At 33.9% G+C, this 19,670-nt stretch carries 19 protein-coding genes; 4 read left to right on the top strand and 15 right to left on the bottom strand.

Annotated elements, in window-relative coordinates; all coding sequences use genetic code 11:
• Positions 1-92: 92 nt before the first annotated feature.
• On the top strand, positions 93-1,286 hold the full coding sequence (sucC, locus tag ACQY44_RS18430; RefSeq protein WP_089479007.1) for an ADP-forming succinate--CoA ligase subunit beta: 1,194 nt from the start codon (positions 93-95) through the stop codon (positions 1,284-1,286).
• A gap of 429 nt (positions 1,287-1,715) precedes the next feature.
• Here the strand turns inward: sucC and ACQY44_RS18425 are convergent, their stop codons facing one another.
• Positions 1,716-2,519 (bottom strand): DUF5694 domain-containing protein, encoded by an 804-nt coding sequence (locus ACQY44_RS18425; RefSeq protein WP_428231764.1) that lies wholly within the window; start codon positions 2,517-2,519, stop codon positions 1,716-1,718.
• Between the two features lie 220 nt (positions 2,520-2,739).
• Between ACQY44_RS18425 and ACQY44_RS18420 the strand changes: the two genes are divergently transcribed.
• Together ACQY44_RS18420 and ACQY44_RS18415 are read left to right on the top strand one after the other, a co-directional pair.
• Positions 2,740-3,780 (top strand): sensor histidine kinase, encoded by a 1,041-nt coding sequence (locus tag ACQY44_RS18420; RefSeq protein WP_428231763.1) that lies wholly within the window; start codon positions 2,740-2,742, stop codon positions 3,778-3,780.
• A gap of 2 nt (positions 3,781-3,782) precedes the next feature.
• The gene (locus ACQY44_RS18415; protein ID WP_428231762.1) at positions 3,783-4,487 is read left to right on the top strand and encodes a LytR/AlgR family response regulator transcription factor; all 705 of its coding nucleotides are present in this window, start codon (positions 3,783-3,785) and stop codon (positions 4,485-4,487) included.
• A 138-nt stretch (positions 4,488-4,625) separates the two neighbouring features.
• On the opposite strand, the gene ACQY44_RS18410 is transcribed toward ACQY44_RS18415, so the two are convergent.
• From ACQY44_RS18410 to ACQY44_RS18395, 4 genes are all read right to left on the bottom strand, one after another.
• Positions 4,626-5,090: a DUF1456 family protein gene (locus tag ACQY44_RS18410; RefSeq protein WP_428231761.1), complete on the bottom strand. Its 465-nt coding sequence runs from the start codon at positions 5,088-5,090 to the stop codon at positions 4,626-4,628.
• A gap of 293 nt (positions 5,091-5,383) precedes the next feature.
• Positions 5,384-6,400 (bottom strand): aminotransferase class I/II-fold pyridoxal phosphate-dependent enzyme, encoded by a 1,017-nt coding sequence (locus tag ACQY44_RS18405; protein WP_428231760.1) that lies wholly within the window; start codon positions 6,398-6,400, stop codon positions 5,384-5,386.
• A 5-nt stretch (positions 6,401-6,405) separates the two neighbouring features.
• Positions 6,406-7,416 (bottom strand): dipeptide epimerase, encoded by a 1,011-nt coding sequence (locus ACQY44_RS18400; protein ID WP_428231759.1) that lies wholly within the window; start codon positions 7,414-7,416, stop codon positions 6,406-6,408.
• 27 nt (positions 7,417-7,443) lie between these two features.
• The gene (locus ACQY44_RS18395) at positions 7,444-8,244 is read right to left on the bottom strand and encodes an alpha/beta hydrolase (RefSeq protein ID WP_428231758.1); all 801 of its coding nucleotides are present in this window, start codon (positions 8,242-8,244) and stop codon (positions 7,444-7,446) included.
• Between the two features lie 56 nt (positions 8,245-8,300).
• Here ACQY44_RS18395 and ACQY44_RS18390 point away from each other — a divergent pair, with 56 nt between their 5' ends.
• On the top strand, positions 8,301-8,702 hold the full coding sequence (locus ACQY44_RS18390) for an excinuclease ABC subunit B (RefSeq protein WP_428231757.1): 402 nt from the start codon (positions 8,301-8,303) through the stop codon (positions 8,700-8,702).
• Here the strand turns inward: ACQY44_RS18390 and uvrB are convergent.
• The 10 genes from uvrB to ACQY44_RS18340 form a co-directional block, all read right to left on the bottom strand.
• On the bottom strand, positions 8,699-10,690 hold the full coding sequence (gene uvrB, locus ACQY44_RS18385; RefSeq protein ID WP_428231756.1) for an excinuclease ABC subunit UvrB: 1,992 nt from the start codon (positions 10,688-10,690) through the stop codon (positions 8,699-8,701). The two genes, ACQY44_RS18390 and uvrB, sit on opposite strands and share 4 nt — an antisense overlap.
• Before the next feature lie 197 nt (positions 10,691-10,887).
• On the bottom strand, positions 10,888-11,829 hold the full coding sequence (locus ACQY44_RS18380) for an alpha/beta fold hydrolase (protein ID WP_428231755.1): 942 nt from the start codon (positions 11,827-11,829) through the stop codon (positions 10,888-10,890).
• A gap of 88 nt (positions 11,830-11,917) precedes the next feature.
• On the bottom strand, positions 11,918-12,148 hold the full coding sequence (locus ACQY44_RS18375) for a uroporphyrinogen decarboxylase (protein WP_428231754.1): 231 nt from the start codon (positions 12,146-12,148) through the stop codon (positions 11,918-11,920).
• 346 nt (positions 12,149-12,494) lie between these two features.
• Positions 12,495-13,451: a 23S rRNA (adenine(1618)-N(6))-methyltransferase RlmF gene (gene rlmF / locus ACQY44_RS18370; RefSeq protein WP_428231753.1), complete on the bottom strand. Its 957-nt coding sequence runs from the start codon at positions 13,449-13,451 to the stop codon at positions 12,495-12,497.
• A gap of 263 nt (positions 13,452-13,714) precedes the next feature.
• A complete protein-coding gene (locus ACQY44_RS18365) occupies positions 13,715-14,377 on the bottom strand; it encodes a thiamine diphosphokinase (RefSeq protein ID WP_428231752.1) in 663 nt (220 codons plus the stop codon).
• 263 nt (positions 14,378-14,640) lie between these two features.
• Positions 14,641-15,096 carry a RidA family protein gene (locus tag ACQY44_RS18360; RefSeq protein ID WP_428231751.1) on the bottom strand — a complete coding sequence of 152 codons (456 nt, stop codon included), beginning with the start codon at positions 15,094-15,096 and terminating at the stop codon, positions 14,641-14,643.
• A 148-nt stretch (positions 15,097-15,244) separates the two neighbouring features.
• A complete protein-coding gene (locus ACQY44_RS18355) occupies positions 15,245-15,688 on the bottom strand; it encodes a DinB family protein (RefSeq protein ID WP_428231750.1) in 444 nt (147 codons plus the stop codon).
• A gap of 176 nt (positions 15,689-15,864) precedes the next feature.
• Entirely contained in the window at positions 15,865-16,347 is a 483-nt protein-coding gene (locus ACQY44_RS18350) for a GyrI-like domain-containing protein (protein ID WP_428231749.1), read from the bottom strand.
• Between the two features lie 8 nt (positions 16,348-16,355).
• Entirely contained in the window at positions 16,356-17,177 is an 822-nt protein-coding gene (locus ACQY44_RS18345; protein WP_428231748.1) for a DUF4249 domain-containing protein, read from the bottom strand.
• 35 nt (positions 17,178-17,212) lie between these two features.
• Positions 17,213-19,594, bottom strand: a complete 2,382-nt coding sequence (locus ACQY44_RS18340; protein WP_428231747.1) for a TonB-dependent receptor — start codon at positions 19,592-19,594, stop codon at positions 17,213-17,215.
• Positions 19,595-19,670: the final 76 nt, after the last annotated feature.

Below are 19,670 nucleotides of genomic sequence, written 5' to 3'. Positions count from 1 at the left end.
AATTGAAAAAGATTTTACTATTAAGTTGAATTTTGCTACTTTTGTCGCACTTTTATTCTGAAATAAATTCAGAACCAGACAAATTCTATATTATGAACATACACGAATATCAAGGAAAAGAAATTTTAGCGAGTTACGGAGTACGCATTCAACGCGGAATTGTGGCTAACAATGCAGTTGAAGCTGTGGCTGCTGCAAAACAATTAACTGCCGAGACTGGTACAGGATGGCACGTAATAAAAGCACAAATTCACGCAGGTGGTCGTGGAAAAGGTGGTGGAGTTAAGTTAGCTAAAAACTTACAACAAGTTGAAGAGATTGCAGAACAAATCATCGGAATGCAATTGATTACACCTCAAACTTCTGCTGAAGGTAAAAAAGTAAACAAAATTTTAGTAGCGGAAGATGTTTACTATCCTGGTGAAAGTGAAACTTCTGAATTTTATGTTTCTGTTTTATTGAATAGAGCAACTGGTCGTAACATGATTATGTATTCTACTGAAGGTGGAATGGATATTGAAGAAGTTGCTGAGCACACTCCTCATTTAATTTTTACTGAAGAAGTTGATCCTTCTGTTGGATTACAAGGTTTCCAGGCAAGAAGAATTGCTTTTAACTTAGGTCTTTCAGGAAATGCTTTCAAAGAAATGGTGAAATTCATCGATTCATTATACAATGCTTACATTGGTTCTGATGCTTCTATGTTTGAAATTAACCCGGTTTTGAAAACTTCAGACAATAAAATTATGGCTGTAGATGCTAAAGTAAATATCGATGATAATGCTTTATACAGACAACCAAAATATGCTGAAATGAGAGATATCCGTGAAGAGAATCCAATCGAAGTTGAAGCTAAAGAAGTAGGTTTGAACTATGTAGATCTTGACGGTACTGTAGGATGTATGGTAAACGGAGCAGGTCTTGCAATGGCAACTATGGATTTAATTAAATATGCTGGTTTTGAGCCTGCTAACTTCTTAGACGTTGGTGGAACTGCTGATGCAAAACGTGTTGAAACTGCTTTTAGAATTATCTTAAAAGATCCTAACGTAAAAGCTATTTTGATTAACATTTTTGGAGGAATCGTTCGTTGTGACCGTGTTGCTCAAGGTGTTGTTGATGCTTACAAAAATATGGGTGATGCTATCAATGTGCCAATTATCGTTCGTTTGCAAGGAACAAATGCTGAAATTGCAAAAGAATTAATTGACAATTCAGGTATGCCGATTTTATCAGCTACTCAATTTCAAGAAGCTGCTGATCAAGTTAAAGCTGCGCTTTCTTAATCAAATAAGAAATCAATTATATAGAAAATCCCTCCGATCATCGGAGGTTTTTTTTTTGGAATTATTTTACTGCTGAAAGATTTAACGGCAACGCACGCTAAGTTTTTTTAGAATTGTGAATACAAATGCAAAGTTCGCAAGGCTGTACGGATAAAGTTTTGCGATTATTTGAGAACATAGCCTGTGGTTTCAACCCGGGCTATATTTTAAAACTGAATTTGTTATTATGACCTTTTTTAGAGCACAAAGTTCGCAAAGCTTTATATGAATAGCTTTGCGAACTTTAAGTTTCTTTTTTGCTAAGCTTCCGCCACGAATTCACGAATTTTTATTCTCAAAGATTATAAAAAAATAATTCGTGAATTCGTGGCTAAAAAAACTTTACGAACCTTGCGTAAATCCTTGCGAGCTTTGCGGTTAAATTTTCTACTATTTCAAAACAGTTGCTAATTCAACAATTTCATATTCAGGATTATGTTCTACAAATTCTCTAATCATGGCTGTGTGCCCTGCTCCCAATAAAACCATTATTTTGTCGTCTTTGCTTTCTGTCAGTTTCTGGATTAAAGCATACATATAAAGGTTTCGTCTGTACCATTCAGAAACTAAATAGGCACCCACAAAATTATCTGTTTTTCCGCCTTTAATCGCTGTTTCAAGATACCAGCCAATATTGTCTTCATTGGACGCTTTTGTGTTAATATCTAAAAGTAATTCGGTCAGGGAATATTTAGCAATTTTTTTATTTTGGTCGATTTCATAATTTTTCATTGTCTCTTCATTCATTTTAATCAAATCAAGCTGACCTGCTTCTTTCATTCCTTTTACCAGGCTGTCATAAGGAAAATCGGCGTTTTTATAATCAATTCCATATAGCTTTTTATGGCCTAATTTTTTCGCTGAACGTAATGCCAATTGTACAATTTCGTCTGCATCTTTATGGAGTAAACTATCCGTGTTTTTGTTGTAGAATTTGTCTAGTTTAGCTTGTTTTTCATAATTCCATTCAACAAAGATTTTATCAGGTCCAAACTTTTTAATCTTATTGGTAATATTTTCAAGTTCTTTTTGGCTTTTGTCTGACATTACATTAAACGTATTGACTTTGGCAACATCAAGACCGGGATTTTCAAAATGGAAAGTTCCAAGTAATAAAATTTGTTTCTTTTTTGATTGAGCTGAAACCGTATGGAATACAATTGTAAAAAGGAATAATAAAGCGATTTTTTTCATGATGATTTGTTTTAAATTCAGGACAAATGTAGAGCACCTTTTCAGTTGAATTTTTAGTTTTTGATGAACACTAAATTCTAAATCACAAACGGTCAAAATTGACTGCTGAAAAATTTCATGTACTGTTTTTGATGGTTCATCCCAGAAAAGAACCATTTTATATAAATATAGTATTCATGTAAAGGCATAGTTGTATTTTTGAAATAATAACAACAATATTATGAAGCTAAAAATTCCGTTCTATTCTCATGTTCTTCTTTTTTCAGGATTATTTCTGCTTCTTTATCTGTGGGATATAGGAGTGAATAATCGAGGGTTGGATTCTGTTTTCAGTAGTATGTATTTCGCATTTAATATTGGTTTTTTTCTGTCTGTTTTCATTGTTTATATTCTTAATTTCTATACATTTTGCGATTGGTTTTTAAATAAAAAGAAAGCTTTCTTATACTTATTGAGTGTTCCGGTTTCATTAATGATTTTTGCCGGAGTGCGTTATTTTTTGCAGGAAGTTGTTATTTTTCAAATTACGGGAATTCATAATTACGGGGAGGAGTCAAGAAAAATGGCATACTATATTCGCGACAATTTTTTCTTTGGATTGCCTTCTGTTATTTTGAGTGTTGTCAGTTATTTTTATTGGCAATTTCAAAACGCAAATAAACAAAATCAGCAATTAGTTTTAGAAAATAAAAAAGCGCAGCTCCAAATGCTAAAGTCACAAGTAAGCCCGCATTTTTTGTTTAATACGCTTAATTCTTTCTACAGTCAATTGATTTTGAAAGATGATAAAATGGCATCGGATATTTTAGTATTGTCAGATTTGTTGCGCTATGTGATTACAGAAACGGAAAAAGAGGAGGTATTGCTTTCTAAAGAAATTCAGTTTTTACAGAATTATATTCATTTGCAGCAAAAACGATTTGAAGATCAGCTTTATTTAGATTTTGAAATTGAAGGCAATTATTCGACTGAAAAAATCCTTTCCTCGGCATTAATTCATTTCATCGAGAATGTTTTTAAACATGCAAAACTCAATAATCCGGATGAAAAAGCAATGATTTCGATCCAAATAAAAGAAGGTTTTTTAGAACTGTCAACTTTTAATTATAATGTAGGAGGAGAGAATTATTCGTCGACAGGAATTGGTTTTGAAAACCTGACCAAACGATTAGAATATGCGTATAAAGATCAATTTGTACTTGAAAAAACAGCCGAAAATAATACCTTTAAAACCTATTTAAAAATACCACTAAAACCATAATTATGAGCTTTAAATGTATCATTGTTGATGATGAACCGCCTGCAACCCGCATTCTTGAGAATTATATCTCGAAAGTATCTTTTCTGGAAAAAGTGGGCGTTTTTAATGATTCACTAAAAGCATTGGAGTTTGTAAATACTCAAAGTGTTGAGGTTATCTTTCTGGATATTCAAATGCCGCAATTAACAGGTTTACAGATATCAAGGATTATTTCAAAGGATATAAAAATCATTTTTACAACAGCTTATCCGGATTTTGCATTAGAGGGTTTTGAACTCAATGCTATTGATTATTTATTGAAACCAATTGCTTTCGAACGTTTTTATCAAGCCGTTTCAAAACTGAATGTGGAATCTAAAACAGAAGTTATAACGAACAATTCATCTGATTTTATTTTTATTAAGACGGACGGAAAAAACAAATTTCAGAAGTTGTTTTTACAGGAGATTTTATACATAGAAAGTCTCCAGAATTACGTTTGTATTCATACGGTGAAGCAACAAATTATAACACATTCCTCTTTGAAAAATGTAATTGAGTCATTGCCTGAAAAGGATTTTATTCAGATTCATAAATCTTTTGTAGTGGCATTAAAGCAAATTGAATCTACAGATAGTTTTTCTGTTTTTATTAATGGCAAAGAACTGCCAATAGGGGCAACATATAAAGATGCTTTTTTTGACCGAATTGATCAGAATAAGATATAAGAGCTTGTTTTTTATTTAACCGCAAAGAACGCAAGAATTTAATTATAAGATTTTATATAACGCAAAGTTCGCAAAGCTTTATCAAATAAAACTTTGCGAACTTCGCGTAAACCTTAGCGTTCTTAGCGGTTAAAAACTCTATTTTTTATTTTTACCGTTTTTGTAAACCACTTTTTCTACAACCTGTACTTTAGGAGCCGTTTTCGTATTGTTTTTCTTGAAAGGTTTTTTAGCTGCCGGACCAGATTTAGAAGGTGCTTTATCGCCTCTTCCTTTTTCAGCATCTTTTGCGCTAGCTTTAAATTCAGGTCTTTCTTTGGTGTTATCTTTCTTAGGAATTTCAGCTTTATGTTTGGCTAAAACGTCATTAGGGTTTTTCGGGTTTTCTTTCGTTCCTCTTAAATGAATTACCAATCCGTTTAAGAAATTACGTAACACCTGATCTCCGCATTCCATATAATTTTCATGATCTTCGGCTCTAAAAAAAGCTCCCAATTCTGATTTTGTAATTCTAAAATCTACTAATTCTAAAATTTCAACTATTTGGTCGTCACGGAGCATCAAAGCCACGCGAAGTTTTTTTAGGATATCGTTGTTCGTCATCTTTTGTTTTTTAGTTTCAAGTTTTTTTCAAGTTTCAAGTTCCCGCAATCTTTGTCATTCCGACGAAGGAGGAATCTCCGCAATGTGAGCAAACAACGAAGATTTCTCTTTCATGTGAATGACAAACGATGCACTTATTTTCTACAAAGGTACGTTTTAAAACTAATTTGATTGCAATTTATTCAGTTGTGTCAGGTTTTTTTGCCACGAATTTCACGAATTTTCACTAATTGGATTACGTTTAAATTTTAATTCGTGAAATTCGTGGTTACTTTTGCTTTGCATTGAAGTTATTAATCGTTTAAGATATTTACTAATTTATCCAAATCTTGATGAAGATGATTGGCGGTAATTACTATTCGATTCAGATTGTTTGCATTTTTTTGATATTTAAAATTAGCGATGATAATTTTATTTTCTTTTAATATTTCGATCAGATTATCATCTTCTAAATAAATCAAAGGATAGGTTTTGTCAAATTTGATAGTATTCTTTTTAATTAAATTTTGATCAATATAATGGAGATTTTCCAGTAATTTTTGATGTTGAATTTTGTAAAGAGATGAAGCATCTGCTAATGTCTGTACAAAAGCAGGATTCATTCCCGCAGCAGAAACAAAAATATCTTGTTCTTTTATCTGGTTGATAAAAGAAGCATCACTGGCAATAACTCCACCATTTAAACCAAATGCTTTCCCTAAGGAAGAAACCATGATTTTTCTTTTGATGGGAAGATCAATTTCTGAATAAATCCCACAACCATTTTTGCCTAAAATTCCAAACGAATGCGATTCATCTATAAGAAGCGTAATTTCTTTATGATTTGGAATTGTTGTTAAGATAGATAAATCAATTGCCCGGGTTTGAAAAGACGGAACTCCATCAGCCAGAATTGTAATTCTTTCGGATCGAGAATTTAATAATCTCGGGTTTACTTTATCGTTTATAAAAACAGGTAAACTATTCGTTTTGATGGCAGGATGAATATCTGAAAAATGGAAAAATCCATCTGTGCTTTTATTCAATATATCAAGTACGAGTTTTCCGGCGAGCATTCCGGACGAAACCGTTACGGCACTTTCGGCTTTTATATGATTGGCTAAAAAAGCCTCGCCGTTTTCATATGCTGTTAGTTTGATATTCGCACTTCTGGAACTTCCATAAGCAGTTCCCCAATTGCGAATGTTTTTGATGACCAATTCCTGAAAGTCTATATTTGTGGGTAATCCTAAATAAGCTGTTCCTCCAAAGTACAAATAGTGTTTCTGGTCGATTTCAATACTTCTATCCGGAAATTGGTTGATATTCATTATCTTTAGATTAAAGTTACTCCCGTTCCGTTTAAATCAGAATAATGAATAACGCCATTTTTTATTGTTACACCGGTTGCAATATCTTCGGCTAAAAGTAAGGCTCCATCCATATCTACATAATCCAATTGAGGCAATAAATGAGCAATTGCTGAAATTCCAACAGTTGATTCGGTCATACAGCCTACCATTGTTTTTAAGCCTAATTTTTTAGCTTCTTCGATCATGCGTTTTCCGGGAGTTAGGCCACCGCATTTAACCAATTTTACATTTACACCATGAAAATGGTTGAAACATTTGGCTACATCTTCTTCTATAATACAACTTTCATCAGCAATTACCGGCAGTACCGAATGTTTAAAAACTTCCTTATGTGCTTCCCAATTATCAGCTTTCATAGGTTGTTCCAGAAATTCGACGCCGAGTTTTTTGAGCTCAATCGCATTGTTTATGGTTTCATCAACACCCCAGCCACAATTGGCATCAATTCTAAAAATGGCATCGGTATGTTTGCGGAGTTCTTTTACGATTGCAATATCTTCTTTTGTTCCGAGTTTGATCTTGTAAATGGGCCACGGAAGTTCCTGCATTTTCGAAACCATTTTGTCTATAGAAGCAATCCCAATGGTATAATCTGTAAGCGGATTATTTTCGATCGTATAATTCCACAGTTCGTAAAGTTTTTTGCCTTTTTTACGCGCATACAAATCATTATAAGCCAAATCTAAGGCACATAAAGCAAACATATCACCTTTTAAATAGGGATAAATTTTTGCCCAAAATGCGTCGGGAGTTTCATTTTCTGTAGTTTCAATGACAATTCTGATTTTTTCCAAATCCTGCATCATCATCGGAACCGTTGTTTTGTAATACGGATTCGAAGTAGCTTCTCCAAAACCCGAAAAACCATCACTCTTGAGTTCTACAATCAGTGAAGGCTGAAAATCAATAGATTCCCTTGAGATGGTAAAAGTATGTTTTAGTTTTAGATTGTATTCTCTTAAAATAAGTTCCATAATATATTCAATTGTAATGTGTTTTATTTAATAACCCAGCCAAAGAACCGCTTTTACAAAACCGTCTCGCCAGAGTTTTTCGTTATGTTCGCCGCCTTTCACAATTTTAGATTTGGTAAGATGCAGGCAATAACAGCGCTTAGTATCTAATAAACGTTCCATTTTGGTCATATCTTTTACCATCTCATCACTTTCTTTATCTCCGCATAAAAAGTAAATTTTAGTTTTGATTTTCGGTGCTTGTACTGTCCGATTATAAATGTCATTCGAAAACCAGAACGAAGGCGAAAAAACACCTGCTTTTCCAAATGTTTCCGGATATTTCAGAACTGCATAATAGGAAACCAATCCGCCAAGCGAACTTCCCATAATTAAGGTGTTTTTGGCATTTGGTTTCGTTCTGTAATTTGTATCGATATAAGGTTTTAATGTTTTTACAATAAAATCGAGGTAATTATCAGCGTTTCCTCCGCCGTATTTTTCATTTTTGTAGGGCGTTAATTCGTTTGTACGTTTGTCATTTCCGTGTTCGATTCCTACTACAATTACGGGTGCTTTCAAGCTGTCCAGTTTTTCGTCTACATTCCATTCTCCTGAATAAGCGGTTTTGGAATCAAATAGATTTTGAGCATCGTGCATATAAATAACGCTGTATTTTTTTGCTGAAGCCGAATAATCTTTAGGGAGATAAATCCAGATTTTTTTAGTCGTTTTTAATTGGGGTGCTTCAATAGTAAAAACAGACACATTTTTTGAGGTCGTACTTTCTTGTGCGTTCCCGATCGAGGTCATCCAGAACCATATAAAAAAGAAGAATCCTCTAATCATGAGTGCTGTTGCGTTTTAGATTTAAAAACAATATTTTAGCTAAAAATAATAAATTGATGAATACCGAAACAGAAAAGAGAAGTTTACTTTTAGAAATGATTGCTTTTTCTACCGTTGATGGGCAATTGCATCAAAGAGAGTATGATTTTTTGTGGCTGGTAGCTCAGGAATTAAGCATTGAATGGGCTGTTTTTCGTGATTTATTTCATCAGGAACATTCCATTCAGATTATAAAATCAGAGTTTCAAAGAATTCAGCAATTTTACAGACTGGCTCTGATCATGTACTGCGATGGTATTTTGCATGAAAAAGAAGCCAAAGCAATACAACAAATTGCAATTGAAATGGGGTTGAATCCAAATGCAACCAGACGTGTTTTAGATTTGATGAAGCAGGCACCAAATGCTATTGTTGATCCCAGAGTTTTATTGAAAGTTTTTCAGGAACAACACAATTAAGCCAGTTGTTCCTGTAGTTTTTTGATGTCATCACGCAATTTTGCCGCTTGTAAAAAGTCGAGTTCTTTTGCTGCTTTTTCCATTGATTTTCGTTTTTCGCGAATCATTTTTTCCAATTCTGTTTTTGATAAATAAGCCGTTTCCGGTTCAGCGGCAGTAGATAAAGTATGTCCTAATTCATATTCTACCAAAGGATTTTTGGTAAAAGCACTGTCAATCTTTTTATTTAAAGCCTGTGGTGTAATACCATGTTCTGTATTGTAGTTGATCTGTTTGGTTCTTCGATATTCTGTTTCGTCTATTGTTCGTTGCATACTTGCCGTAACTTTATCGGCATACAAAATTGCTTTTCCGTTCAGGTTTCTCGCTGCACGACCAATAGTTTGTGTTAAAGATCTGTGATTACGAAGAAAACCTTCTTTATCGGCATCCAAAATTGCAACCAGCGAAACCTCAGGTAAATCAAGACCTTCACGAAGTAAGTTTACTCCAATAAGAACATCAAAAATACCTTTTCGTAAATCCTGCATAATTTCGATACGTTCCAGTGTATCTACTTCAGAATGTATATAACGACAACGAATGTTTACTTTCGTTAAATATTTGGCTAATTCTTCGGCCATTCTTTTAGTCAAAGTAGTTACCAAAACTCTTTCGTCTAGTTCGCAGCGTACCTGAATTTCTTCGATAAGATCGTCAATTTGATTCAAACTCGGTCGTACTTCGATAACCGGATCTAATAATCCTGTTGGACGAATAATTTGTTCTACATAAACACCATCTGTTTTTTGTAATTCGTAATCTGCCGGTGTTGCAGATACATAAATTACCTGATTTTGTATGGCTTCAAATTCTTCAAATTTCAAAGGTCTGTTGTCCATTGCAGCAGGTAAACGAAAACCGTATTCCACCAGATTTTCTTTACGGCTTCTGTCGCCTCCGTACATGGCGTGCACCTGAGAAACGGTTACGTGACTTTCATCTACAACCATTAAGTAATCACTCGGGAAATAGTCTAACAAACAGAACGGTCTTGTTCCGGCCTGTCTTCCGTCAAGATATCTTGAATAATTTTCGATTCCGGAGCAATACCCTAATTCACGAATCATTTCTAAGTCAAAATTGGTACGTTCTTCCAAACGTTTTGCTTCTAAATGTTTTCCTATTTCTTTGAAATAATCGACTTGTTTCACCAAATCCTGCTGGATTTCCCAAATGGCACCTTGCAGTACATCCGGAGAAGTCACAAACATATTTGCGGGATAAATTGTCAATCTTTTAAATTTTTCGATCACTTGTGAGGTTTTTACATCAAATGATTCTATTTCCTCAATTTCATCTCCAAAAAAGTGAATTCTATAAGCATCATCGGCATAACTTGGATATACTTCGACCGTATCGCCTTTGATTCTGAATGTTCCCGGATTAAAATCGGCCTCAGTTCTGGCGTACAAACTCTGAACCAGACTATGAAGTAGTTTCGTTCTCGAAATAACCTGATCTCTGCTTATTTCTATTACATTTTTTTTAAATTCAACTGGATTCCCAATACCATACAAACACGAAACAGAAGCGACGACCAAAACGTCACGACGCCCGGAAAGCAGGGAAGAAGTAGTGCTCAAACGCATCTTTTCAAGCTCTTCATTGATAGATAAATCTTTTTCGATAAAAACCCCTGTTACAGGCATAAAAGCTTCGGGCTGGTAATAATCGTAGTAGGAAACGAAATATTCGACCGCATTGTTAGGGAAAAATTGTTTAAACTCAGAATATAATTGCGCTGCCAAAGTTTTGTTGTGTGCTAAAACTATAGTGGGTCTTTGAACTTCCTGAATAACATTGGCAACGGTAAATGTTTTTCCGGATCCGGTAACACCTAATAATGTCTGGTACTTTTCGCCATCGATGACACCTTGCGAAAGTTTTTCGATTGCTTGCGGCTGATCACCTTTTGGACTATACTCTGAGGATACTTGGAAATTCATTTTTGGATGATGAAAAGATTAGTTTTGTAAAGATACAAAGTTTGAATTCTATAAAAAAGGGTTGCCATGAATTACACGAATTGCGCGAATTTTTGAATAATACACATTATAATTTAAGGATCATATTAACGATGATGAATTTTTAAAATCAATCTCAAAATAATTTGTGAAAATTTGCGAAATTCGTGACAAAAAAGCTATTCTAAAAAATCGATCGTGGCGTCATTCACTACTTTTGGCTGATCGATGGTTAAAAAATGGCCTGCGTCTTTTACTATTTGAGTTTTGCTATTGACTAGATATTTTTGGGCTCTTTCTAAACTTTCTTTTGAATTAATGACATCATGATCGCCAATTAAAACTAAAACCGGATTGGTAATTGATTTTAAGTCATTATCTGAAAAAGGATGCATTTTGAACATACTTGAATTTGATTTCGCATATTTATTGGCCAAATAAAATTGGTTTTTATAAACAGGACTAATTTTTTCGGGATGTGCAGAAAATGTATTTAATGTTTTTCCGAATTTCTTTTCGCTTGGAAATAATTTAAGCATTAAAGCAGAAGTAGTTTTACCCACTTTATCAATGAATTTAAAAGTCTGTGCCGGACTTAATAAAACTATTTTATCAATTGAATTTTCTTTTTGAGTCGCTAGTAATGTGGCAATCCAACCACCGCGGGAAGCACCTACGATGTCAAATTTCTTTAATTTATAATGATCGAAAATTTCGTCGTATAAAATCACAATGTCTTCTGATGAAAGTGGTTTTGAAGTGAGAGTTGATTTTCCGGGTTCCATCATAAAATCGATGGCGTAAATGCGATGATTTTTAGCTAATGGTTTAATGTTGGGATACCACATTGTTGAGCTGGCATCCATTCCGTGTAGTAAAACTAAATCTTTTCCGTTTTTTGGCCCCGCCATGATAACGTGAGCTATTCCGTAAGTGGTTTTGATATTTTCTTCGGAATAAGGAATATCCCAAAGTTTTAAGGCTTTATCGTAAGAGTTAATATAAGCTTGTTTTTCGCTTTTGGTTTTGAAAATATAATCGTCAAATTTTGCTTTTTTGGTCGAAGCGCAACTTGTCATTAAAAGCAGTAATACTGCTAATCTGAAGTATAATTTAGGCATAGTAAATTTAATTTTGAGACTTAAAGTTACGATTATAGTAAATCAACTATGTATCAAAATTTTGTTTTAAAATATCATAATTTTAAGATTATGCTTTTTTTGATGATAAATAATATACTTGCACCAAAGCTAAAATAGCGTTTGGAATGATTACAGGTAAAAGCCATTGGTTAAGATCCCGATAATCATTTAAAAAAATACCATAGATTACAAAACAAATGCAGCCAAACATATTAATGAATCGAATTGCTCTAAGATTTTTCAATAAAAAACCTCCAACAATAAAAAATGATGCGAGATAACCAATATATTCTGCCATAATTTCATTAATTGATTTTGTAATAAATTTACTAAAAAAAAATAATAAAATAAGTATGTAAGATTGAAAAAAAGATTTTCTCAAAAGATTTTCGACAGGTTTTTATGAACTTATTTTTCCACTGTTCAATTTTATTCTTCATTTCAGTATGTGAATAAAATTCTCCATTTTGGATTTCTTTTTCAGATAATTCAAGGTTATTATTGTATTGATCTAATTCAATTTTAGAAAATGGAAATTCACCTTCGATTTTAGAAATTTAAGAGGCTAGAAAGTTTTTATGTTTATGAGTTTTCTTAACATTATAGTTTAGTCCGAGTTACAAAACAAAAACTAATATTTAATATTATTCAGCTTCAAACTTCCATGCCTTTTGCTGACTTTCACTCAAAAATGTCCAGGCAACAATACGGCTTGTTTTTTGGCCTTGAGCCATATCGATTGTTTTTATCGAGGAAGCGTTTACTTTATTAAGGGTTTTGTAAATGCTGGAAAGGTTTTCTCTTTTTGAAACTAATGTCGTAAACCACAAAGTTTGCATGGCAAATTTTGCACTTTCGTAAATCATTTGGGTTACAAAACCAATTTCGCCGCCATCGCACCATAATTCGGCGTTGTGGCCTCCAAAGTTTAAAACCGGATTTATTTTTTTTCTTTCTTTGGTTAAATTGGAAACTTTACGCACGGTGCTTTGATTCGCATCTTCGGCAGAAGAATGAAAAGGCGGATTACACATTGTGAATGTAAAACGATCTTCGGGCGTAATGATATTTTTGAAAATAAAACGGGATTCAGTTTGTTGTTGTAAACTGATTGCGTCTATCAATTTTGGATTGGCTTCGATAATTTTACTGCAGTTTTCTATTGCTTTTTCGTCGATGTCTGTTCCTACGAAACTCCAATCATAAATGGCATGTCCTAAAATAGGATAGATGCAGTTGGCACCAGTTCCTATGTCTAAGCCTAAAACTGAAGATCCTTGCGGAATAATTCCGTTGTTGGTTTCGGCTAATAAATCAGCTAAATAATGGATATAATCTGTTCTTCCCGGAATAGGCGGGCAAAGGTAATTTTTAGGAATATCCCAGTTTTGTATGTCGTAATAGGTTTGTAATAAGGCTTTGTTGAGCGCTTTTACAGCCAATGGATTACTGAAATCAATGGTTTCAATTCCGTGAATATTTATTGCAACGAATGGTTTTAATTCAGGGCAATTCGCAATAAGAAGTTCGAAATCATAACGGGAACGATGAAGATTTCGAGGATGTAAATTTTTTTTTTCGGAATTGTCTGTTTCTTTCATTTTGTAAATTTCCGTGCAAAGATAGTCATTCTTTTTGCGGGAAATGATAATTATGAAAACGATTGCCTTAGCCCTGATGGAAGCGGCATCCTTTTGTGCCGGCGTTCGGCACAAAAGATATAGCGGACAGCAGGAATAGCTTCCTAAAATTCCAGAACTAAAGAGCGTAAATTCCAAATTCTAGATGTGAATTAAACAAATAGAAACATAGAATTTTCTGTTGGTTTTAAACTATGTTTCTATGTGTTTAAAAAACGTCAGACTTAATCCATACATTCCATTAACAACAAATCACCGTCGGTATGGGTAATGCTGACCAAACCATCCTGAAGAACAGCATTGCTGCTGCCGGTTCGATAGCCAATTGTTAAGGTGTCGTCTTTTAGGGGATATAATAAATTGGTCGAATTAATTCCGTTTACAATGCCAATTGGAATCAATGAAATAGGCGTTTTTGCGGTATACCACTTCTCGAATTTAGTTGGTAACAAAAATATTTTTGAATGATCGTCGAGAATTACAATTTTAAGCAAATTGCGGTAACGAACGATATTCGTAAGGTTTGTAATAGTATGATCGGCGCGTTTTCCTGTGGCCCAAACTACGTTAACGGCAGGAATTTTTCGAGCGATTAAATAATCAAAAGCTTTCTCTAAATCGGTTTTGTCCTGATCCGGAGTATGTACAATTTCTATCGGATATTGAGACGTTTTGTATATTTCAGGATCAAAGCCGCGATCGAAATCCCCTAAAAGGACATCTACTTTTATGCCTAAATCAATCACTCTTTCTATAGCAGAATCGAGCACGATAACCAGTGGCGACCATTCGAGCAATTGTCCTAATAATTCAGGATTGCATGCTGCTCCGTTGGCAATAATTAAAGCGGGTTCCTGGTCGTCGCGTACGATGTGGTGTGAAGACATTTAGATTTTTGATTTGAAATGTGCTGCAAATGTACGAAAGGATACGATTTTAGTCCCGAAGTTTCGGGATAGATTTTAGATTTGAGTTTTTTTTACCATTAAGATATTAAGAAAGTTAAGTTTTGGGCTTAGTGAAACTTAATATCTTAATGGTTTATTTTTTTGCCACAGCTTAATAAGATTACAAATATTTTCTAATGGCTTGCTTTTAAGATATCAATACTAAGTTTCTTAATATCTTAAGGATTAAATATTTTTAAAAATCATTTTGCTTTAAAAGCGATAGCATCAACTTCGATTAACATTCCGTCTATGGCTAATTTAGGGACGGGGATTAAGGTACTGGCAGGGAATGGTTTGTCTTTCCATACTTTTCGGATTTCTTCGTTCCATATTTTTAGTTTTTCGGGTGAATGGTCTACAATCAGAATGGTTATTTTCATAATGTTTTCCGGTTTTAGCTTGTAGCTGTCCAGAACGGTTACGACATTTTTTAAGGCAACCTGAGTTTGTTCTCTGAAGTCGTTGCTTAAAGTATGTTCTTTTCCTAACCCGCCACTTTGCCCTGAAATGTAAACCAAATCACCAGGAGCAGAAACAGATGATGCATGGCTAAAACCATAAGGAGCTGGATCGAAGAGTGGCTCAGGATTCTTAAACGTTTGCGCTTTTGCAGTCAAGGCGAAAAGTGAAAATAATGTAAAAAGTAAATGCTTCATGTTTTCGAAATATTGAATTAATAAAGTGCAAAGTTTGCTTAATTCTAATTTCTAAACCTTTACATATGTTGAGAGTTGCGAGAAAGTATTCAGTATCGGTTTACAGTCTCAATTTATTGTAAACTGAGATTGCAACTGAATAATACGACTACGACAGTAACCTTCTATGGTAATTAATTTGTCCTAAATGATAGGCTAAATGCGTGGAGAGATGCACTAAAAAAAATCCTGTTGTCATTTCCTTTTCGAAAACGATTTGGGGATATGTGGCTTCTAAATCGTCTTTAGTTAAACGATCAAGCGCATTATTTACGACCAGAATTGTGTCATTGATTTTGTTTATTAATTCTGCTTTTGGAACATCTTTCAAAGAAAATTCTAAAGGACGATCCCGGACATAACCGGTTTTTCCTATTTCGGCCCCAATATACGTGTTGATGTTTCCTATTAGGTGAAGGCAAAGATTTCCTGCTGAATTAGAGATATTTTTATCAATTGTCCAAATCTGATTTTCGTTTTGATAGGATTCGATTTCAACTTTTAATTTGTTGAGGTCACGGTTGAAAAGGGATTTTAGTGTTTCGATTAGCATAATGTTTTTTTTTGCGACAGATTTTAAGGATTAACCTGAATTTTTTAATTGAAAAAAATATAATTTATAATGAGAATCAAAAATTATAAGCAAATCCAAATTTAGTCAAATGTGGGGTAATTGTTTTTATAATCACAAGTTAGTCTTTTAATGAGTGGAATCACTGGCTAAAAAAATTAAGTTTTTTGTATTATCGGAATCCAGATTTCTTCTTCAGAATCCGGATCTTCTTTTTTGTATTGATCGCCCATTACAGCAAAATGTGGTCTTTCGTCTACCGTATATCCGGAATTGGGTAACCATTCGACAAAAATAGAATGGTAGGTTTTGTGTCCTTCGCTTTGGGGGCCTTTATGAACAAACACAGCATATAAACCGGTTGGAATTATTAAAGTTTCCATATCTGACGGAACTTCATCAAAATCAGCAACTTCAACTGCAGCCCATTTTTGAAAGCTGTTGTTCGGGTCAAAATTATTAAAATGTCCATCAGGAAAAACTTCAAGCGAATATAAATTAGAGTCAATAGAATTCTTGATCTCTTTTCGTTTTGGCATGAAGGAACTCCATAATTGAAACGTTTTATTTTCGATAAACGACATTACGATGTGTTTACCAATTAGTTTTTTTTCTGATAATATTTCAATTTTCGCTTCCATTGTACTGATTATTGAATGGTGTATTTTTTATAATCTGTTTCGCTAAGTGAAAAATAACCTAACGGGTAATTGGCTTTATCGGTTGCATTGATGATGTTTCCTTTTACTGTAGCCGGTGGCGACTGAAAAGGGCCTCCAACATTGCTTCCGGCAATACTCACTAAGATACTCATATAATTATAATATTGTTTTGAAATTCCGTAATGCGTGATTTCGACTTCATTTCCGGTTTTTAAATCGTCATCGTCTGATTTACTAAAATATTCGTTGCCTTGAAAAAATTTGTCTTCGGCAACATAATATGTTGAGGTAACTTTATTAGAGTACACATATTTATACAAATAAAAATTATCAACATCAGCAGGATCGTTATAAAAAGCTCTGACTTCTATTTCATCTCCTGTAAAACCTCCTTCATTATTTTGTTCGATGCGTGTTATGGGGGCTACTGGTTTCATTACTTCAGTTGCAGTATAGGTATTTCCGCTACTTATTACAGTCAAAGTATACGTCTCATTGATTATTGGGTTGAAATTATTGCAGGCATAACGTCCTGTTTTACTAATTTCAGTAAAATTGTATTGCTCGTTTTTGCTGTTTCTGATAAAAACCGTTGCTCCGGAAACGGTTGGAATCACATTTTGAAAATAACCGGTAGTGGTAGTTAATTTTATAATTTGTTGTTTTCCCGTTGTTCCTTTTTGCCAGTTTATAGCTGCTTCAATTACTAATTTTGGCGGTGCGGTATCGAGATTGACATCTACAACTTCTTCACAACTCGTGAAGAAAATCGATAGGATAAGTACGATTAAGAAGGTTGCTTTTTTCATGATATATCTTTTTTTCTTTGTACAGAAAATAGTTTTTAAAATTTAAAATTATAGCTAACAGCCGGAACGATTCCAAAAATAGAGGTTTGTACTGCTTCATTCACTCCTGTATCCACATTCTGACGGAAATTGATAGAAGCAGCGTTATGACGATTGTACAAATTATAAATGCTAAAAACCCATTCGCCTTTCAGTTTTCTGTCTTTGTTTTTTCTGGGTGTTAAAGTTGCCGAAACATCGAGATGATGATACGCAGGAAGACGGTTTTCGTTTCTTGATCCATAACTCGGAACCGTGATTCCTAAATACTCGTATTGACCATTTGGATATGTAACAGGCTGACCTGATTGTAAGGCAAAGTTAGCACCAAAAGACCATTTTTCATTTAAATTATAAGCTGACGTCACTGCTAAATTATGTGTTTTGTCATAAGCTGAGCTGTACCACTGTCCGTTGTTGATTCCTGTTTCTTCAGGTGTTCTTCCCGGCGTTTGTTGTTGTGATTTTGATAAAGTATAAGAGATCCATCCGTTCAGCTTGCCTTCATTTTTCTTCAGCATAAATTCGATACCATAAGAACGCATTCTTCCGTTTAGGATGACTTGTTCAATAGCGTCATTGGCTATCAAGTCAGCACCATCAATATAATCCAGTCTGTTCTGAATTTTTTTGTAATAGGTTTCGACTTCTACAGAATACGCGCCATTATTGATGTTTCTAAAATAACCCAATGCAACCTGATCTGCAATTTGTGGTTTGATATAATTATCACTTGGCATCCAGACATCCAACGGAGTAGGCGATGAGGTATTTGAAATCAATTGCAGGTATTGTGCCATTCGGTTGTAACTTGCTTTGATCGATTGATCATCATTTAATTGATACGAAGCAGAAAGACGTGGCTCTAAATTGTTATAACTCTGAATCTCTTTGTTTTTGCCAAAATATTTGGTTGATGTTGGTGTACCTTTTTCATAAATCTGCATATCAGTATTAAAGATAACAGGTTCATTATTATCGTAATAATTGATTGTCGAAGCTCCTAAACGATAAAACAGACTATAACGCAATCCGTAAGAAACAGTAAATTTTTTCGAAATCTGATTTTCTGCTTCAATATAAACAGAAGGTTCGAAGGCATATTTTTTGTCTAATTGGTCCGGATTAATTCCTGATGCTTCATTACTTGGCTTAATCGTTCCGGGATTAAACTCGTAGTAAATTCCGTTTAGACCATAATTCAATTTGAATTTGTCTGAAACATAATTTTTGAAATCATATTTAATGTTGTAATTCTTGATTCCCGAATCCCATTTGAAACCTACGAAATCCAAATCAAGACCATAATAGTAATCACTGTAAATCAACGATAAATTCGCAAATAATTTATCAGAATAAAGATGATTCCAACGCAAATTTAAAGTTGAATTTCCGTAAATATTCGTAAAACTTTTATTTAGGCTAAATACATCACGACCAAAATAACCGGATAAATACAAGCTGTTATTATCGTTTAATTTATAACTTAATTTTGTGTTTAAATCATAAAAGTAGGCGGAGTTGTCTTTTTCCTTTTCTGACAGTTTTAGGAATAAATGTGCATAAGAAGCTCTCCCTCCAATTAAAAAGGAACCTTTGTCTTTTACAATAGGTCCTTCTGCAAGAAGTCGGCTTGAAATTAATCCGATTCCTCCATTTACATGAAATTCCTTGCTGTTTCCGTCTTTTTGATAAATGTCCAAAACAGATGATGCTCTTCCGCCATAGCGAGCGGGAATACCACCTTTATATAATTTTAAATCTTTTATAGCGTCCGGATTAAAAACAGAGAAAAATCCAAATACGTGAGAAGAGTTAAATATTGTGGCTTCATCTAATAAAATTAAATTCTGATCAGCTCCGCCACCACGAACATTGAATCCTGACGCACCTTCACCGGCATTGGTAACACCCGGAAGCAATAAAATTGATTTTAGAACATCAACTTCTCCCATAACCACAGGCATTTTTTTGATGGTGGCAATAGAAAGCTTATTGGCACTCATTTCGGGTGATTTGATGTTGATTTTCCCTCTATTGTCAGTAATTATAACTTCTTGGAGTTCTTCTCCACTTTCATGAATTCCAAAATTATTTTTAGTATTTTGATTTAAAACAATTTTTTTTTGAATGGTTTGATACCCTACATAGCTAATTTCGATCTCGTATTCGCCTTTAGGAACAGTAAGTGAATAAAAACCGTATTCGTTAGTTGTAGTTCCTATTTTTAAAGCAGGAATATAAATGTTTACCCCAATTAAGGTTTCATTGTTTTTAAAGTCGGTTATAGTACCACTTAAAGTAAATTTTTCCTGAGAAAATGAAGATAAAGTCGTTAAAAGGAGGATAAGAAGAAGGCCAATTTTTTTTGTAATCATTGTCTTGTATTTGAAGCACATAGTTAATAATTCTTACTAAATATTGATGTGTAACGTTTGTTAAACATTAGTTAAG

The sequence above is a fragment of the Flavobacterium sp. genome (assembly GCF_965277525.1).
In the GTDB taxonomy this organism is placed as follows: domain Bacteria; phylum Bacteroidota; class Bacteroidia; order Flavobacteriales; family Flavobacteriaceae; genus Flavobacterium.
The sequence above is the reverse complement of the archived record's forward strand: the minus strand, read 5'-3'. Positions and strand labels throughout refer to the sequence as shown.

Excerpts from the sequence above, each read along its gene's own strand:
- sucC (WP_089479007.1), top strand. The coding sequence starts at position 93 with ATGAACATACACGAATATCAAGGAAAAGAAATTTTAGCGAGTTACGGA.
- ACQY44_RS18425 (WP_428231764.1), bottom strand. The coding sequence starts at position 2,519 with ATGAAAAAAATCGCTTTATTATTCCTTTTTACAATTGTATTCCATACG.
- ACQY44_RS18420 (WP_428231763.1), top strand. The coding sequence starts at position 2,740 with ATGAAGCTAAAAATTCCGTTCTATTCTCATGTTCTTCTTTTTTCAGGA.
- ACQY44_RS18415 (WP_428231762.1), top strand. The coding sequence starts at position 3,783 with ATGAGCTTTAAATGTATCATTGTTGATGATGAACCGCCTGCAACCCGC.
- ACQY44_RS18410 (WP_428231761.1), bottom strand. The coding sequence starts at position 5,090 with ATGACGAACAACGATATCCTAAAAAAACTTCGCGTGGCTTTGATGCTC.
- ACQY44_RS18405 (WP_428231760.1), bottom strand. The coding sequence starts at position 6,400 with ATGAATATCAACCAATTTCCGGATAGAAGTATTGAAATCGACCAGAAA.
- ACQY44_RS18400 (WP_428231759.1), bottom strand. The coding sequence starts at position 7,416 with ATGGAACTTATTTTAAGAGAATACAATCTAAAACTAAAACATACTTTT.
- ACQY44_RS18395 (WP_428231758.1), bottom strand. The coding sequence starts at position 8,244 with ATGATTAGAGGATTCTTCTTTTTTATATGGTTCTGGATGACCTCGATC.
- ACQY44_RS18390 (WP_428231757.1), top strand. The coding sequence starts at position 8,301 with ATGAATACCGAAACAGAAAAGAGAAGTTTACTTTTAGAAATGATTGCT.
- uvrB (WP_428231756.1), bottom strand. The coding sequence starts at position 10,690 with ATGAATTTCCAAGTATCCTCAGAGTATAGTCCAAAAGGTGATCAGCCG.
- ACQY44_RS18380 (WP_428231755.1), bottom strand. The coding sequence starts at position 11,829 with ATGCCTAAATTATACTTCAGATTAGCAGTATTACTGCTTTTAATGACA.
- ACQY44_RS18375 (WP_428231754.1), bottom strand. The coding sequence starts at position 12,148 with ATGGCAGAATATATTGGTTATCTCGCATCATTTTTTATTGTTGGAGGT.
- rlmF (WP_428231753.1), bottom strand. The coding sequence starts at position 13,451 with ATGAAAGAAACAGACAATTCCGAAAAAAAAAATTTACATCCTCGAAAT.
- ACQY44_RS18365 (WP_428231752.1), bottom strand. The coding sequence starts at position 14,377 with ATGTCTTCACACCACATCGTACGCGACGACCAGGAACCCGCTTTAATT.
- ACQY44_RS18360 (WP_428231751.1), bottom strand. The coding sequence starts at position 15,096 with ATGAAGCATTTACTTTTTACATTATTTTCACTTTTCGCCTTGACTGCA.
- ACQY44_RS18355 (WP_428231750.1), bottom strand. The coding sequence starts at position 15,688 with ATGCTAATCGAAACACTAAAATCCCTTTTCAACCGTGACCTCAACAAA.
- ACQY44_RS18350 (WP_428231749.1), bottom strand. The coding sequence starts at position 16,347 with ATGGAAGCGAAAATTGAAATATTATCAGAAAAAAAACTAATTGGTAAA.
- ACQY44_RS18345 (WP_428231748.1), bottom strand. The coding sequence starts at position 17,177 with ATGAAAAAAGCAACCTTCTTAATCGTACTTATCCTATCGATTTTCTTC.
- ACQY44_RS18340 (WP_428231747.1), bottom strand. The coding sequence starts at position 19,594 with ATGATTACAAAAAAAATTGGCCTTCTTCTTATCCTCCTTTTAACGACT.